The organism is Actinomadura luzonensis (assembly GCF_022664455.2).
In the GTDB taxonomy this organism is placed as follows: Bacteria; Actinomycetota; Actinomycetes; order Streptosporangiales; family Streptosporangiaceae; genus Nonomuraea; species Nonomuraea luzonensis.
This window is the reverse complement of sequence record NZ_JAKRKC020000001.1, coordinates 6,190,680-6,205,186: the sequence shown is the minus strand read 5'-3', so window position 1 is coordinate 6,205,186 and position 14,507 is coordinate 6,190,680. Positions and strand designations below refer to the sequence as shown.

Annotated in this window: 15 protein-coding genes and 1 tRNA gene; 9 read left to right on the top strand and 7 right to left on the bottom strand. The window is 72.3% G+C overall.

The annotated features are described in order from the left end of the window. Positions 1-147: 147 nt before the first annotated feature. Positions 148-1,296, top strand: a complete 1,149-nt coding sequence (locus tag MF672_RS29355) for a CynX/NimT family MFS transporter (protein WP_242376963.1) — start codon at positions 148-150, stop codon at positions 1,294-1,296. 18 nt (positions 1,297-1,314) lie between these two features. Here the strand turns inward: MF672_RS29355 and MF672_RS29350 are convergent, their stop codons facing one another. Beyond that, positions 1,315-2,205: an RNA polymerase sigma-70 factor gene (locus tag MF672_RS29350; protein ID WP_242376965.1), complete on the bottom strand. Its 891-nt coding sequence runs from the start codon at positions 2,203-2,205 to the stop codon at positions 1,315-1,317. A 73-nt stretch (positions 2,206-2,278) separates the two neighbouring features. Between MF672_RS29350 and MF672_RS29345 the strand changes: the two genes are divergently transcribed. Both MF672_RS29345 and MF672_RS29340 read left to right on the top strand, forming a co-directional pair. Further along, positions 2,279-2,351 (top strand) — tRNA-Ala (locus MF672_RS29345). 67 nt (positions 2,352-2,418) lie between these two features. Next, on the top strand, positions 2,419-2,877 hold the full coding sequence (locus MF672_RS29340) for a hypothetical protein (protein WP_242376967.1): 459 nt from the start codon (positions 2,419-2,421) through the stop codon (positions 2,875-2,877). Here MF672_RS29340 and MF672_RS29335 read toward each other — a convergent pair. The 6 genes from MF672_RS29335 to pdxR form a co-directional block, all read right to left on the bottom strand. Further along, complete coding sequence (locus MF672_RS29335; RefSeq protein WP_242376969.1) at positions 2,852-3,541, bottom strand: endonuclease III domain-containing protein; 690 nt, start codon at positions 3,539-3,541, stop codon at positions 2,852-2,854. The genes MF672_RS29340 and MF672_RS29335 overlap by 26 nt on opposite strands. 34 nt (positions 3,542-3,575) lie before the next feature. Continuing rightward, positions 3,576-3,986 carry a VOC family protein gene (locus MF672_RS29330; protein ID WP_242376972.1) on the bottom strand — a complete coding sequence of 137 codons (411 nt, stop codon included), beginning with the start codon at positions 3,984-3,986 and terminating at the stop codon, positions 3,576-3,578. Between the two features lie 53 nt (positions 3,987-4,039). Continuing rightward, entirely contained in the window at positions 4,040-5,503 is a 1,464-nt protein-coding gene (locus tag MF672_RS29325; RefSeq protein WP_242376974.1) for an aminotransferase class V-fold PLP-dependent enzyme, read from the bottom strand. An 85-nt stretch (positions 5,504-5,588) separates the two neighbouring features. After that, complete coding sequence (locus MF672_RS29320) at positions 5,589-5,774, bottom strand: DUF4236 domain-containing protein (protein WP_242376976.1); 186 nt, start codon at positions 5,772-5,774, stop codon at positions 5,589-5,591. Between the two features lie 64 nt (positions 5,775-5,838). Further along, a complete protein-coding gene (locus tag MF672_RS29315) occupies positions 5,839-6,042 on the bottom strand; it encodes a DUF4236 domain-containing protein (protein WP_242376978.1) in 204 nt (67 codons plus the stop codon). A gap of 17 nt (positions 6,043-6,059) precedes the next feature. Beyond that, positions 6,060-7,685 carry a MocR-like pyridoxine biosynthesis transcription factor PdxR gene (gene pdxR, locus MF672_RS29310; RefSeq protein WP_242376980.1) on the bottom strand — a complete coding sequence of 542 codons (1,626 nt, stop codon included), beginning with the start codon at positions 7,683-7,685 and terminating at the stop codon, positions 6,060-6,062. Between the two features lie 73 nt (positions 7,686-7,758). Between pdxR and MF672_RS29305 the strand changes: the two genes are divergently transcribed. From MF672_RS29305 to yjfF, 6 genes are all read left to right on the top strand, one after another. Then, a complete protein-coding gene (locus MF672_RS29305) occupies positions 7,759-8,517 on the top strand; it encodes a metallophosphoesterase (RefSeq protein WP_242376982.1) in 759 nt (252 codons plus the stop codon). A gap of 297 nt (positions 8,518-8,814) precedes the next feature. Further along, positions 8,815-9,807 carry a LacI family DNA-binding transcriptional regulator gene (locus MF672_RS29300; protein ID WP_242377021.1) on the top strand — a complete coding sequence of 331 codons (993 nt, stop codon included), beginning with the start codon at positions 8,815-8,817 and terminating at the stop codon, positions 9,805-9,807. Between the two features lie 76 nt (positions 9,808-9,883). Further along, the gene (locus MF672_RS29295; RefSeq protein ID WP_242376984.1) at positions 9,884-10,876 is read left to right on the top strand and encodes an ABC transporter substrate-binding protein; all 993 of its coding nucleotides are present in this window, start codon (positions 9,884-9,886) and stop codon (positions 10,874-10,876) included. 111 nt (positions 10,877-10,987) lie between these two features. After that, positions 10,988-12,499, top strand: a complete 1,512-nt coding sequence (locus MF672_RS29290; protein ID WP_242376987.1) for a sugar ABC transporter ATP-binding protein — start codon at positions 10,988-10,990, stop codon at positions 12,497-12,499. Beyond that, positions 12,496-13,509, top strand: coding sequence for an ABC transporter permease (locus tag MF672_RS29285; RefSeq protein WP_242376989.1), 1,014 nt, complete (start codon positions 12,496-12,498; stop codon positions 13,507-13,509). Before MF672_RS29290 ends, MF672_RS29285 begins: the two co-directional genes overlap by 4 nt. After that, a complete protein-coding gene (gene yjfF, locus MF672_RS29280; RefSeq protein WP_242376991.1) occupies positions 13,506-14,489 on the top strand; it encodes a galactofuranose ABC transporter, permease protein YjfF in 984 nt (327 codons plus the stop codon). The genes MF672_RS29285 and yjfF overlap by 4 nt, the downstream gene beginning before the upstream one ends. Positions 14,490-14,507 lie beyond the last annotated feature (18 nt).

The window sequence follows — 14,507 nt, the reverse complement described above, 5'->3', positions numbered from 1 at the left end:
CGGGGAGTAGTGGCCGGAATAAAGCGGCATTTCGGTCCTGTTAAGGTGGTGATTCGTCCCATGATTTGATGAGTGGAGGCCCGACCCGGCATGAGCGTGCTGGCTTCAGAGTCCAGAGGCAGAACGACCCCCCTCGCCTGGCTCCTCGTGCTGGGAATCGTCCTCGCCGCACTCAACCTCCGTACCGCCGTCACCAGCGTCGGCCCCCTCCTCGACCAGCTCGCCGCGGCCCTCGGCATGTCGAGCGTCGGCACCGGCCTGCTCACCACCCTCCCGGTGCTGGCCTTCGCCGGCGTCGGCGCGATCACGCCGACACTCGCCCGGCGCGTCGGCGAACACCGGCTGCTCCTGCTGGCCCTGGTCACGCTGGGCGTCGGCCTGCTGGTCCGGTCGCTGGTCGGCTCGGCCCCCGTGTTCCTGCTGAGCAGCGCGGTCGCGCTGTCCGGCGGCGCCGTGGGCAACGTGCTGATCCCGACGCTGATCAAGCGGCACTTCCCGGCCAGGACCGGGATCATGACCACCGTCTACACCACGGCCCTGGCGGCGGGCACGATGCTGGCCGCCGCCGCGACCGTGCCGATCGAGCGCGCCTCGGGGGACTGGCACGTCGCGCTCGGCGTGTGGGCGGCCCTGGCCGCCGTGGCCGCCATTCCGTGGCTTGCGCTGCTGCGCAGTGAGCCGGAGCGGGACACGGGAGGCCGGGACGCGGGCATCCGCCGCCTGCTGGGCAGCCGCCTGGCCTGGATGATCGCGATCTACTTCGGCACCCAGTCGATGATCGCGTACATCATGTTCGGCTGGCTCGCCACCATCCTCACCGACGGGGGCTACAGCACCTCCGAGGCCGGGCTGCTCCTCGGCGTGTTCACCGCGCTGAACATCCCGGTCTCGGTCGCCGTCCCGATCATCGCCGCGCGCTTCCGCGACCAGCGGCCCGTCGTGGTCGGCCTGGTCGCCTTCTACGCCGTCGGCTTCGCCGGCCTCTGGATCGGGCCGGCGTCCTGGGCGCTGGTGTGGGTGACGCTCATCGCCGTCGGGATGGGCTCGTTCCCGCTGGCGCTGATGATGCTGGGCCTGCGCACCCGCACGCCGGAGGTGACCGCCGGGCTGTCGGCCTTCGGGCAGAGCGCCGGCTACCTCATCGCCGGCGGCGGGCCGCTGCTGGTCGGCGTGCTGCGGGACGTCTCGGGCGGCTGGTCGCTGCCGTACGCGCTGATCTTCGTCGTGCTCGCCGCCCAGCTCGCCACCGGCCTGTACGCCGGCCGCGAGCGCTACCTGGAGGACGAGCGCGCCTGACCCGCGCCCGCGCGCGGGTCAGGCCGGGGTCAGGCGGGCCAGCTTGTCCGGGTTCGCCATCAGGTAGACGGCCTGGATCCGGCCGTCGGCGACGAGCAGGGAGGCCACGCTGACCACCCGGCCCTCCGCCGAGATCACCATGGCGGGCGCGTTGTTCAGCTCCGCCAGCCCGACCGACAGGCCCGCCGTCCCCGCCTGGCCGACCGAGACCAGGAACTTGGCGATGTTCGCCGGGGTGGCGATCGAGGTGAGGAACCGGCTGACGTCGGCGGCGCCGGTGAGCACCCGCAGCGGCGCCCTGGCCTTGCCGCCGCCGTCGCTGACCAGCTCGACCTCGGCCGACAGCAGCTCGATCAGCCCGTCCAGGTCGCCCTTCATCGCGGCCTCGGCGAAGCGCTCGGTGATCCGGCGGCGCTCGGCGCGGTCCACGTCGAAGCGGGGCCGCCGGTCGCGCACGTGGTCGCGGGCGCGCCGGGCGAGCTGCCTGGCGGCGGCCTCGCTGCGCCCGACGATCTCGCCGATCTCCGCGAACGGCAGGTCGAACGCCTCCCGCAGCACGAACACCGCCCGCTCCAGCGGCGACAACGTCTCCAGCACCACCAGCAGCGCCAGCTCCACCGTGTCGGCCAGCTCGGCCCGCTCGGCGACGTCCGGCTCGGTGCTCAGCGGCTCGGGCAGCCACGGCCCCACGTACGCCTCGCGCCGCGACTTCGCCCAGCGCAGCCGGTCGATGGCCAGCCGCGAGGTCACCCTGATCAGGTACGCCTTCGGGTCCGCCACGGTGGCCTCGTCCACCCCGGACCAGCGCAGCCACGCCTCCTGCACGACGTCCTCGGCGTCCGCCACGGTGCCCAGGATGCGGTAGGCGACGCCCAGCAGCAGGGCGCGGTGCTCCTCGAAAGTGGACATGACGTATAGACGTAGCACAAAGGTCTGGTGTGACGCGCGCGCCCCTGAAGTCCGATACACTTGCTGATCGCAAGGGGCTATAGCGCAGTTGGTAGCGCGCCTCCATGGCATGGAGGAGGTCTGGGGTTCGAATCCCCATAGCTCCACCCCTCTCCGCGAGCCACCCGGCGTGGCTTCCGCCGCTCCCCGCCACCTCCGCCTAACGTGGCGGACGTGCGTGCCGCCATCAGCGCGGGAGCGATCACCGCTCTCGTGATCGGGCAGGTCGCCGTGGCCGCACCGGCCTTCGGCGGCGACCACATCCCGCCTGCCTGGAAACACCGCACGTCCCTGCGCGTGGTGCCCGACCGGCCCCGGCAGAACGACTTCGTGCGCCTCTTCGTGCACTGCCCGCCCGCGGCGAACCACGCGATCGTCGGCTCCACCGCCTTCGCGCTCAAGGGGTCGCGGCGGCTCTACCGCGAGGTCGGGGTCTCGCTCTCCGACCGCGGCCTCGGCCGCGACGCCGTGTCCGTCTCGTACTACGCGCTGCCCGGCGACCACGACGTGCTGCTGCGGTGCGTGCGGGTCACGATGGACCACAGGACGTGGATCAGGAAGATCAAGGTGGTCGGCCGGTACGCCGTGCCGCTGCGGGTGCGCCGGTTCACCGTCGGCCGCTTCTTCGGCTGACGTCGCCCGCGATCGCGCTCCCGTACGCGCAGACCTCGCGCAGCACGCACTCCTCGCAGCGCGGCCGCCGCGCCTGGCAGACCGCGCGCCCGTGCCTGATCAGCGCGACGTGCAGCTCGTGCCGGAGCTCCGGCGGCACCATCGGCGCGAGCAGGCGGTGGGCCTCGGCGGCCGAGGTGCCCGGCGGGATCCAGCCGAGCCGGGTGGTGACGCGGTGCACGTGGGTGTCCACGGGGAAGGCCGCCCGGCCCATGGAGAAGACCAGCACGCAGGCGGCCGTCTTCGGGCCGACGCCGGGCAGCGAGGTCAGGTACGCCTCCGCCGCCTCGTCGTCGAGCCCGTTCAGCCGGTCAAGGTCGATCGCGCCCTCGCGCTCCTCCACGGCGGTCAGGATGTCCTGGATGCGGCGGGCCTTGATGTCGGCGATGCCGCCGCAGCGGATGGCGTCGGCCACCTCCTCGGGCGGCGCGTCCGCCACCTGCTCCCACACCGGGAAGCGCTCCTTCAGCCGGGCGAAGGCGCGGCCGGAGTTGACGTCGGAGGTGGCCTGGGACAGGACCGTCGCGACCACCTGGTCCACGATGGGCAGCGCCGGGCCCGGAGTGAACGCCTCCCGCCCGGCGCGCAGCCGCCGCAGCACCTCCAGCGCGCGTCCCTCGCCCACGACCCCTCCCGCTCCCGCGTTCCGGACGCGTACCCTATGCCCGATCTTTCCCCGTCAGCACCTCCAGGTAGTGCGGGTTGCTCATGACGCCGAGCACGTTGCCGAACGGGTCCACCACGGAGGCGGTGACGAACCCGGTGCCCTCGCCGCGCGCGGTGATCGGCTCGTGCTCGCGCGCCCCCATGGCGAGCAGCCGGTCCACCGTGGCCCGCAGGTCGTCCACGTGCCAGTACATGATCGCGCCGCCGGGGCCGCCGGGCGCGCCGCCCGGGGCGAAGCAGGCGTCGATGAGGCCCAGCTCGTGCCGGTAGTCGCCCACCCGGAACTCGGCGTAGGCCCCCGGGATCTCGTAGTACGGCTCGACGCCGAGCAGGTCGGCGTACCAGCGCTCGGCGGCCTCCAGGTCGGCGGCGTACAGGGTGAGCGTGGCGAATCCTCGCAGCATGTCCGGTCCCTTCTCGTTCCTGCGGACACCAAGGATTCTGCTCGGCAAAGTGCTCATCTCATGAGCACTTTCAGCGCGGAGTGCTCGCGGCGGACGTGATCCCACGCCTGCTCCACGTGCCGCCGCTCGGTGGCCGTCCCACCGATCGCCATCCGCAGCACCACCCGGCCGCCGGCGCGCGCGTGCGTCAGGAACAGCGCGCCGCCGGCGTTCAGCGTCTCCATGAGCCGCAGCGTGGCCCGGTCGGCGTCCTCGGCGGGCAGGCCGGGCCAGGCCGGGCGGAAGCACACCAGACCGAGGCGCGGGCGTTCGAACAGGACGAACTCCGGGTCGGCCGCGACGCGGTCCGCCAGCTCCGCGGCCAGCGCCACGCCCGCGCGGATGTGCGCGCGCAGCCCCTCCGCGCCGTACCAGCGCAGCACCGCCCACAGTTTCAGCGCGCGGAAGCGCCGGCCGAGCGGCACCTGCCAGTCGCGGTAGTCCACGACCGAGCCGCCGGCCGAGGCCGCGTTCCGCAGGAACTCCGGCAGGACCGACAGCGCGCCGAGCAGCGGGGCCCGGTCGCCGACCCACAGCAGGCCGCAGTCGAAGGTGGTGAGCAGCCACTTGTGCGGGTTCGTGGCGTAGGAGTCGGCGTACTCGGCGACGCCGTCGTTCAGCCCACGCAACTCGGGGCAGATCGCGGCCACGCCCGCGTAGGCGGCGTCCACGTGCAGCCACACCCCGTGCTCGCGGCACACCTCGCCGATCGCCGCCACCGGGTCGACGGCCGTGGTCGCGGTGGTGCCGACCGTGGCGCACACCATCGCGGGGACCGCGCCCTCCGCGCGGTCGCGGGCCAGCAGCGCGCGCAGGGCGGCCGGGTCCATGGCGAGCGTGCCGGGATCGACGTCCACCACCCGGACGTTCGCGCTGCCCAGCCCCGCGATGCGCGCCGCCTTCTCCAGCGCCGAGTGCGTCTGCGACGACACGTACAACGTGTGCCGCCCGCGCAGGCCCTCCGCCGCCACCCGGCCGCCGCTCGCCCGGTGCAGCGCGGCCAGGAGAGCGATCAGGCTCGCGCTCGACGCGGAATCCTGGATCACGCCGCCGCCGGGGCCGTCGGTGCGGAAGCGGCCGGGCAGGCCCAGCAGGCCCGCCAGCCAGTCGACCACGACGGTCTCCAGCTCGGTGCAGGCCGGGCTGGTCACCCACATCATGCCCTGCACGCCGAGCCCGGCGGACAGCAGGTCGCCGAGGATGGCCGGGCCGCTGGTGTTGGCCGGGAAGTAGCCGAAGAAGGAGGGATGCTGCCAGTGGGTGAGGCCGGGCAGGATGATCCGCTCCACGTCCGCGAGCACCGCCTCGAACGGCTCGCCGTGCTCGGGCGCGGCGTCCGGCAGCGCGCGCCGGACCTCGCCCGGCTCGGCCCGCGACCTGACCGGGTGGGACTCGACCTCGGCCAGGTAGTCCGCGATCCAGTCGACGACCTGCCTGCCGTGCCGGCGGAACTCCTCCGGGCTCATGTGAGCGCTCATCCGCCCACTCTGGCAAGCGCGGGCGGCGCCGGAAAGAGCACGGACCGGAGGCCGCCGGCCTCCGGTCCGTGCTATGGCGAAGCGGTCAGCGACCGCTGAGGGTCTTGCGCCAGTGGAAGCCGCCGGGCAGGTTGACCGACAGCGTGCGGCGTCCGTCCGCCGTCTTCGTCACCCGGAACATCCGGTTGCCCCAGCTGTGCCCGACACCGCCGCGGGACAGGTTCAGCCGTAAGGGGCCCACTTTGATCGACTTACGGTAGCTCCAGCCCATCGAACTCCTCCATTGAGATCGCGAGGACCGTCAACTACCCGCAAAGCGCGTGTTGTATCAGGGTTCAGTAATGTCCGTGGTATCGGCGGCCACCGAACGTCTTGCCGACGTGGAAGCCGCCGGGCAGGCGTACGGAGACGTGCCGGCGGCCGTCGGGGGTGGTGCTGACGTGGAAGCGCCGGTTGCCGAAGCTGTGGCTGACGCCGTGCCGCGAGAGGTTGATCCGGAACGGTCCTACTTTGATCGACTTGTGGTACTGCCAGCCCAAGGTTCCTCCTCCGGTGTTCAGCCGGTTGAACGAGCGGGGGGACGGCGGAGTTCCGCCAGTGCCGCGCAGAGGGCGTCCAGGGCGGGCGGGTAGCCGCGTTCGGACGGGGCGGCGTAACCGATCAGCAGGCCCGCCGCGCGGCCGGGCGAATGCCACAGCGGCGACGCGGGCCGCAGCGCGACGCCCCGGCGCGCGCACGCCGCCAGCGCCTCGGCCTCGCCCGGCCCGTCGCCCGGCCCGCCGCTGGGCCCGCCGCTGAACCCGTCGCCGGGCAGGAGGAGCAGGGCGCGGAGCCCGGCCGGCACGCCGGGCAGGGTGAGGCCGGGGAGCGGCCGGCCGGGGCCGGCCAGCCGGGCCACCAGGAGGTCGCGGCGGCGGCGGTAGCGCAGGCGGGCGGCGCGGACGTGCCGGTCGTAGTCGTGGGCCTCGATCATCCGGGCCAGCGCGAGCTGGCCGGGCACCTCGGTGTGCGCGTCGGCGTACAGCTTGGCCTCCGCCAGCGGGCCCAGCCAGGCCGGGGGCACCGCCGCCCAGGCCAGGCGCAGGCCGGGGGCCAGCGACTCGGACGTGGTGCCGGCGTAGAGCACGTGGCCGGGGGCGGTGGCCTGGAGCGCGCCGATCGGGCGGCGGTCGTAGCGGAACTCGCCGTCGTAGTCGTCCTCCACGACCAGCCGGTCGTGGGCCGCCGCCCAGGCGCGCAGGGCCCGGCGGCGGGCGGGGTCGAGGGGGACGCCGGTCGGGTACTGGTGGGCGGGGGTGACAACGGCGGCGGCCACGTCCGGGGTGAGCGTGTCGACGCGGGCGCCGAGCTCGTCCACCGGCAGCGGCACGACCGCGCGGCCGGCCCGGCGCACGACCTCGCGGTAGAAGTCGTGGCCGGGGTCCTCCATGGCGAACGGGCCAGGAGGGAGCACGGCGGCGAGGAGGCCGAGGGTCTGCGCGAAGCCCGTCGTCACGATCACCTGCTCCGGCGTGGTGCGCACGCCTCGGGTGCGGCCCAGGTAGGCGGCCAGGGCGGCGCGCAGCTCGATCCGGCCGCGCGGGTCGCACGAGCCGAGGACGTGGGCGGGCGCGGTGGCGAACACGTGCCGCACGGCGCGCAGCCAGGCCCGCGCGGGGAACGCCGCCAGGTCCGGCCGCCCGGGCCGCAGATCGTGCCGCGGCACGTCCGCGTCCGCCCCGGCCGCGCTTCCGTAGCCGGCGGCCACCCCCGTCCCGGGGCCGTAAGGGCCGGTGGGCTCGGGGGCGGTGGGTTCGGGGGTCGCGGGCTCGAAGGGGGCGGGTTCGGCGGCGGCGGTCGTCGCGGCGGTGGGGCCGAGGGTGGGGCCGAGGGTGGGGCCGAGGGCGGGGCCGAGGGTGGGACCGGCAGGCGGCGGGGGCTGGGGGGCGACCTGGGTGTGGGCGCCGGGGTGAGCGGTGAGGTAGCCCTCCTCGACGAGCTGGTCGTAGGCGGCGGCGACCGTGCCGCGGGCCAGGCCCAGCTCGGCGGCGAGCGCCCGGGTCGAGGGCACCCGCGCCCCGGGCGGCAGCCGCCCGTCACGGACGGCCGCGCGCAGCGCCTCCTCCAGCGCCCGCCGCCGCCCGCCCCGCGCGGGCACCTCCAGCAGCAGGTCGACTCCGCGACCGGCCCAATGTTCGCGCACGTGACCGGATCTTACGGCTGGTCCGGTCCCCCCGGATACGGTGAGGGGACCGCCACCAGGAAAGGACCCCGGCATGATCGTGATCGCGCACCTGAGCGACGTGCACCTCGGCGCCACGCCCGAGAGCGCCGGCCGCACCCGGGCCGTCATGCGCCACCTCGACGCGCTGCCCGCCGACCTCGACGCCGTGCTGGTGACCGGCGACATCGCCGACCACGGCACCGCCGAGGAGTACGAGGAGGCCCGCAAGCTGCTCACCTCCCGCCACCCGGTGCTGATCGGCCCCGGCAACCACGACGTGCGCGAGGAGTTCCGCCGCGTCCTGCTCGGCGACGAGGACCCCGGCCCAGGCCCGGTCAACCAGGTGCTGCGCACCCCCTCCGCGATCTACGCGATGTGCGACTCCTCGATCCCGCCCCGCCAGAACCCCGGCCACCTCGACGAGGAGACCCTCGACTGGCTGGAGGGCGTGCTGGCGGGCAGCGACCGCCCGGTGTTCGTGGCCTTCCATCATCCGCCGGTGACGCTGCACGTCCCGCTGGTGGACGGCATCCGGCTGCGCGCCAGCGCCCGCCTGGAGGAGCTGGTGGCCGGGCATCCGAATGTCGCGGCGGTGCTGGTGGGCCACGCGCACACGGCCGCCGCCACCACGTTCGCCGGCCGGCCGCTTCTGGTCGCCCCCGGCGTGGTCTCCACGGCCCTGCTGCCGTGGGAGGGCGGCACCACGTGGGAGACCTGCGTCGACTACGCGCTGCCCCCGTCGTTCGCCTTCCACGTGCTCGACGACGAGGGCCGGATGACCACGCACTACCGGGTGGTCACCGCTTCGTGAGCTCGGCGAAGAACCAGCCGGCCGTGGAACGGGCGTCAGCAGGGCCGACAGGGCGATGCGTGTCATGGACGACGGGGGCTCCTCACGTTGTGTTAGCGCTAACAGGTAGGTGAGCGCTAACAACTACGATCCGCGTCACGTTAAGTCCACCTGAGCTGCCCGTCAAGGGCCTTCTCGCGTGACCCGACCGTAATCCCGTCACCTCTTGACGGCGACCCTTGTTAGCGCTCACAGTCGGTGCCAAGCCAAGGAAGGAGCACGGCTGTGGGACCCAGCCTGGGGCGCCGCCTGCCGGTCATGGCCGACGTGGCCAGAGAGGCCGGCGTGTCGCACCAGACCGTGTCCCGCGTCCTCAATGATCACCCGAACGTGCGCAGCGAGACCCGCGCCCGGGTGCTCCAGGCGATCGACAAGCTCGGCTACCGCCGTAACCTCGTCGCCCGCGCCCTGGTGACCAAGCGGTCGCGCACGCTCGGCGTGGTGAGCTTCGACACCACGCTGTACGGGCCGGCCAGCACGGTGTACGGCATCGAGCAGGCCGCCAGGTCGGCCGGCTACTTCGTCAGCATCGTCAGCCTGAAGTCCATCGACACGGGGGGCGTCCGCGACGCTCTCGACTACCTCGCCGACCAGGGCGTGGACGGGGCCGTGGTGGTCGCGCCGCAGCGCTCGGCCGCGCAGGCCCTGGCCGAGCTGCCGCCCGGCATCCCCACCGTCGCCGTCGAGGGCGGCGAGGCGGGCGAGGTGTCGGTGGTCAGCGTGGACCAGTTCGCGGGGGGCAGGCTCGCCACCGAGCACCTGCTCTCCCTGGGACACGAGACGGTCTGGCACATCAGCGGTCCCTCCGACTGGCTGGAGGCGGAAGGGCGCGTGGCCGGGTGGCGGGCCGCGCTGGAGCAGGCGGGCCGCGAGGCCCCGCAACCGCTCGCCGGGGACTGGAGCCCGCGCTCGGGATACGAGGCGGGCCGCAGCCTGGCGCGCATGACGGACGTGACCGCGGTCTTCGTCGCCAACGACCAGATGGCGCTCGGGGTGCTGCGGGCGTTCACCGAGCAGGGGGTGAGGGTGCCCGGCCAGGTGAGCGTCGTCGGTTTCGACGACATCCCCGAGTCGGAGTTCTTCTCGCCGCCGCTCACGACCATCAGGCAGAACTTCGACGCGGTCGGCAGACACAGCATCGAGGTGCTGGTACGGCTGCTGGAAGACGGTCCCGAGGAGCGGGAGCGGCTTGTGGTGCCGCCGGAGTTCGTGCTCCGGGCCAGTACGGCCCGGCCTCCGGAAGGTCGCTAGCGGCCGTCCAGGTCGGCCGCGGACCCTGGGCTCCGACCAGGGTTGTTAGCGTTCACATCAGAAGGGAACCCCCCAAGTGTTCAAGAGGATCTCGGCCTTGGTCCTCGCCGGGCTCACCGCGATGTCGGTGACGGCCTGCGGCGGCAGCGGCGGCGGCACCACCAGCGCCGGCACCGGCGGTGGCGGCGGCGACTCGATCACCATGGGCTTCGCCCAGGTCGGCGCGGAGAGCGGCTGGCGCACCGCGAACACCAAGTCCATCCAGGACGCGGCGAAGAACGCGGGCATCACGCTGAAGTTCTCCGACGCCCAGCAGAAGCAGGAGAACCAGATCAAGGCCATCCGCTCCTACATCCAGCAGAAGGTGGACGTGATCGCCTTCTCGCCGGTGGTGGAGTCGGGCTGGGACCCGGTGCTGAACGAGGCGAAGAACGCCAAGATCCCGGTCATCCTGACCGACCGCGCGGTGGACTCCAAGGACACCTCCCTGTACAAGACGTTCCTCGGCTCGGACTTCGTGGAGGAGGGCAAGAAGGCCGGCCAGTGGCTGGTCGAGGAGTACAAGGACAGCAAGGACCCGGTGAAGATCGTCGAGCTCCAGGGCACCACCGGCTCGGCCCCGGCCAACGACCGCAAGGCCGGCTTCCAGCAGGTCATCAGCGCGGACTCGAAGTTCCAGATCATCGCCTCGCAGACCGGTGACTTCACCCGGGCCAAGGGCAAGGAGGTCATGGAGGCCTTCCTCAAGGCGCAGCCGGACATCGACGTGCTGTACGCGCACAACGACGACATGGGCCTCGGCGCCATCGAGGCGATCGAGGGCGCGGGCAAGGTGCCGGGCAAGGACATCAAGATCATCACCGTGGACGCGGTGAAGGACGGCATGCAGGCCCTCGCCGACGGCAAGATCAACTACATCGTGGAGTGCTCGCCGCTGCTCGGCCCGCAGCTCATGGACCTGGCCAAGAAGGTCGTCAAGGGCGAGCAGGTGCCCCCTCGCGTGGTCACCGAGGAGACCACGTTCACGCAGGAGCAGGCCAAGCAGGCCCTCTCCAGCCGCCAGTACTGATCGACCCGGTACTGATCGACCCGGTACTGATCGACGCAGTACTGATCGACGCACGACCCGCAGTCGCCGGGCCGGCTCCGCGCCGGCCCGGCCTGCCCTGATGGAGGCTTCATGGCAACACCCGCGCCGGTCCTGACGATGAGCGGGATCGGCAAACTGTTCCCGGGGGTGAGGGCCCTGGACGGCGTGGACCTGCGGCTGCTCCCCGGCGAGGTGCACGCGCTCATGGGCGAGAACGGCGCGGGCAAGTCCACCCTGATCAAGGTGCTGACCGGCGTCCACCCCGCCGACGCGGGCACGATCGAGCTGGACGGCCGGCCCGTCGCGTTCGCCAGCCCGCTGGAGGCGCAGCAGGCCGGCATCAGCACGGTCTACCAGGAGGTCAACCTCTGCACGAACCTCTCGGTGGCCGAGAACATCCTGCTCGGCCGCGAGCCGCGCCGCCGGGGCCGCATCCACTGGAAGCGCATGCGGGCGCGGGCGCGGGAGGTGCTGGCCCGGCTGGACATCGCGCTCGACGTGTCGGCGCCGCTGTCGGCGTACTCGCTGGCGATCCAGCAGATGGTGGCGATCGCGCGGGCCGTGGACGTCGAGGCGCGCGTGCTCATCCTCGACGAGCCCACCTCCAGCCTGGACGCCGGCGAGGTCGAGCAGCTCTTCCGGGTCATGCGGCGGCTGAAGGAGGAGGGCATCGCGATCCTGTTCGTCTCGCACTTCCTCGACCAGATCTACGAGATCTCCGACCGCATGACGATCCTGCGCAACGGCCGCCTGGTCGGCGAGTACCTCACCCGCGAGCTCAGCCAGGTCCAGCTCGTGGCCAAGATGATCGGCCAGGAGCTGGCCGCGCTGGAACGCCTCCAGGGCGAGCACAAGGTCTTCGACCGCCCCCTGGTCGAGGCGCGCGGGCTCGGCCGGGCGGGGGCGATCGAGCCGTTCAGCCTGACGATCCACGAGGGTGAGGTGGTGGGCCTGGCGGGGCTGCTCGGCTCGGGCCGCACCGAGGTCGCCCGGCTGCTGTTCGGCGCCGACCACGCCGGGAGCGGGGAGATCACGATCGGCGGCGCGCCCGTGTCGCTGCGCACCCCGCGCGCGGCCATGACGCACAAGATCGCCTTCTGCTCGGAGAACCGCAAGGAGGACGGGCTCATCCCCGACCTCACGGTCCGCGAGAACATCGTGCTGGCGCTCCAGGCGGTCCGCGGCTGGACCCGCCCGGTGCCCCGCGAGCAGCAGGACGACCTGGTCGGCAGGTACGTCAAGGCGCTGCGGATCAGCCCGCCCGACCCCGAGATCCCGGTGCGCAACCTCAGCGGCGGCAACCAGCAGAAGGTGGTGCTGGCCCGCTGGCTCATCCTCGAGCCCCGGCTGCTCATCCTGGACGAGCCCACCCGCGGCATCGACGTCGGGGCCAAGACCGAGATCCAGCGGCTGGTGGCCGAGCTGTCCGACGGCGGCATGGCGGTGCTGTTCATCTCCGCCGAGCTGGAGGAGGTGCTGCGGCTCAGCCACAAGGTCGAGGTGCTGCGCGACCGCCGCCTGGTGGCCGAGCTGCCCAACGACGAGAGCTTGACCACCGACGTGCTGATGGAGACGATCGCCAGCGGAGGCCGTGAGTCATGAGACGCCTGCTGTGGCCGGTGGTGGTCCTCGTGCTGCTGCTGGCACTCAACCTGTTCTTCACCCCGAGCTTCTTCTCCGTCCAGGTCAGGGACGGTCACCTGTACGGCAGCCTGATCGACATCCTGCGCTTCGGCGCGCCGCTCATCCTGGTCTCGATCGGCATGACCCTGGTCATCGCCACCGGCGGCATCGACCTGTCGGTCGGCTCGGTGGTGGCGATCTCGGGCGCGCTCGCCTGCCTGCAGATCAGCGAGGACGCCGGGCTGTTCACCGCCGTGGCGGCGGCGCTGGGGCTGTGCCTGGTGCTGGGGGCCTGGAACGGGTTCCTGGTGGCCGCCGTCGGCATCCAGCCGATCATCGCCACGCTCATCCTCATGGTGGCCGGGCGCGGTCTGGCGCAGCTCATCACCGACGGGCAGATCATCACGGTCAACAGCCCGGCGTACAAGGTGATCGGCGGCGGCTACTGGCTGACGGTGCCGTTCGGCATCCTCGTGGTGCTCGCGGTGCTGGCGATCACCGCGTTCCTGACCCGGCGGCTGGCGCTCGGCATGCTCATCGAGTCGGTGGGCGGCAACGCCGAGGCGAGCCGGCTGGCCGGCATCCGGTCGCGCGGGATCGTCATCATGGTCTACGCCTTCGCCGCCCTGTGCGCGGGCGTGGCCGGGCTGATGATCAGCTCGAACGTCTCCAGCGCCGACGGCAACAACGCCGGCCTGTGGATCGAGCTGGACGCCATCCTGGCCGTGGTGATCGGCGGCACCTCGCTGGCCGGGGGCCGGTTCTCGCTGTCGGGCACGGTGCTCGGCGCGCTGATCATCCAGACGCTGACCACCACGATCTACTCGATCGGCGTGCCGCCGGAGACGACGCTGCTGTTCAAGGCGCTGGTCGTGACGGCGGTCTGCCTCATCCAGTCGCCGTCCTTCCGGGCCAAGGCGTTCCGCCGCCGTGGCCGGACCACGCCTCCGAGCCCTGCTCCGGAGGAGAAAGTGCGGGTGACAGCGTGACGGCGCTGACCGTCGGCCGGGCCTCCGTGCCGGCCAAGTACCTGCCTGTCCTGGTGACGGGGGTCCTGTTCGTGGCGATGTTCGTGGCGGGCGGGTTCCGCTACGAGGGCTTCGCGAGCGGGCAGATCATTCTCAACGTGTTCATCGACAACGCGTTCCTGCTGGTCGTGGCCGTGGGGATGACGTTCGTGATCCTGACCGGGGGCATCGACCTGTCGGTGGGGTCGGTGGTGGCGCTGTCGACGATGATCGCGGCGAGCCTGATGGAGGGGCCGGGGTGGCCGCCGTACGTGGTGGTGCCGCTGGTGCTGCTCATCGGGTCGGGGCTCGGGCTGGTGATGGGCTGGATCATCCAGGCCTTCGACATCCAGCCGTTCATCGTGACGCTGGCGGGCATGTTCCTGGCGCGCGGGCTGTGCTACACGATCGGGACCGACTCGATCCCGATCGACGACCCGACGTTCGTGGCCTTCGCGCAGACCAGGATCGACCTGTTCGCGGATCTGTGGATCTCGCCGAGCGTGATCATCGCCGTGGTGGTCGTGGCGGTGGCGGCGTACGTGCTGCACTACACCCGCTTCGGCCGGTCGGTGTACGCGACCGGCGGCAGCGAGCAGTCGGCGCTGCTGATGGGGCTGCCCGTGGCCCGGACGAAGATCACCGTCTACACGGTGAGCGGCTTCTGCTCGGCGCTCGGCGGCGTGCTGCTGTCGTTCTACATGCTCTCCGGCTACGGGCTGCACGCCGTGGGCATGGAGCTGGACGCGATCGCGGCGGTGGTGATCGGCGGCACGCTGCTCACCGGCGGCACCGGCTTCCTGCTCGGCACCGTCCTCGGGGTTCTGGTGCTCGGCCTGATCCAGACGGTCATCAGCTTCGAGGGGACGCTCAGCTCCTGGTGGACCAAGATCTTTATTGGACTGTTGCTCTTCGTCTTCATCCTCCTGCAGCGCCTGTTCTCGGCCCGTTCGAGGCGCTGACTAGGGGAGATACCCTGG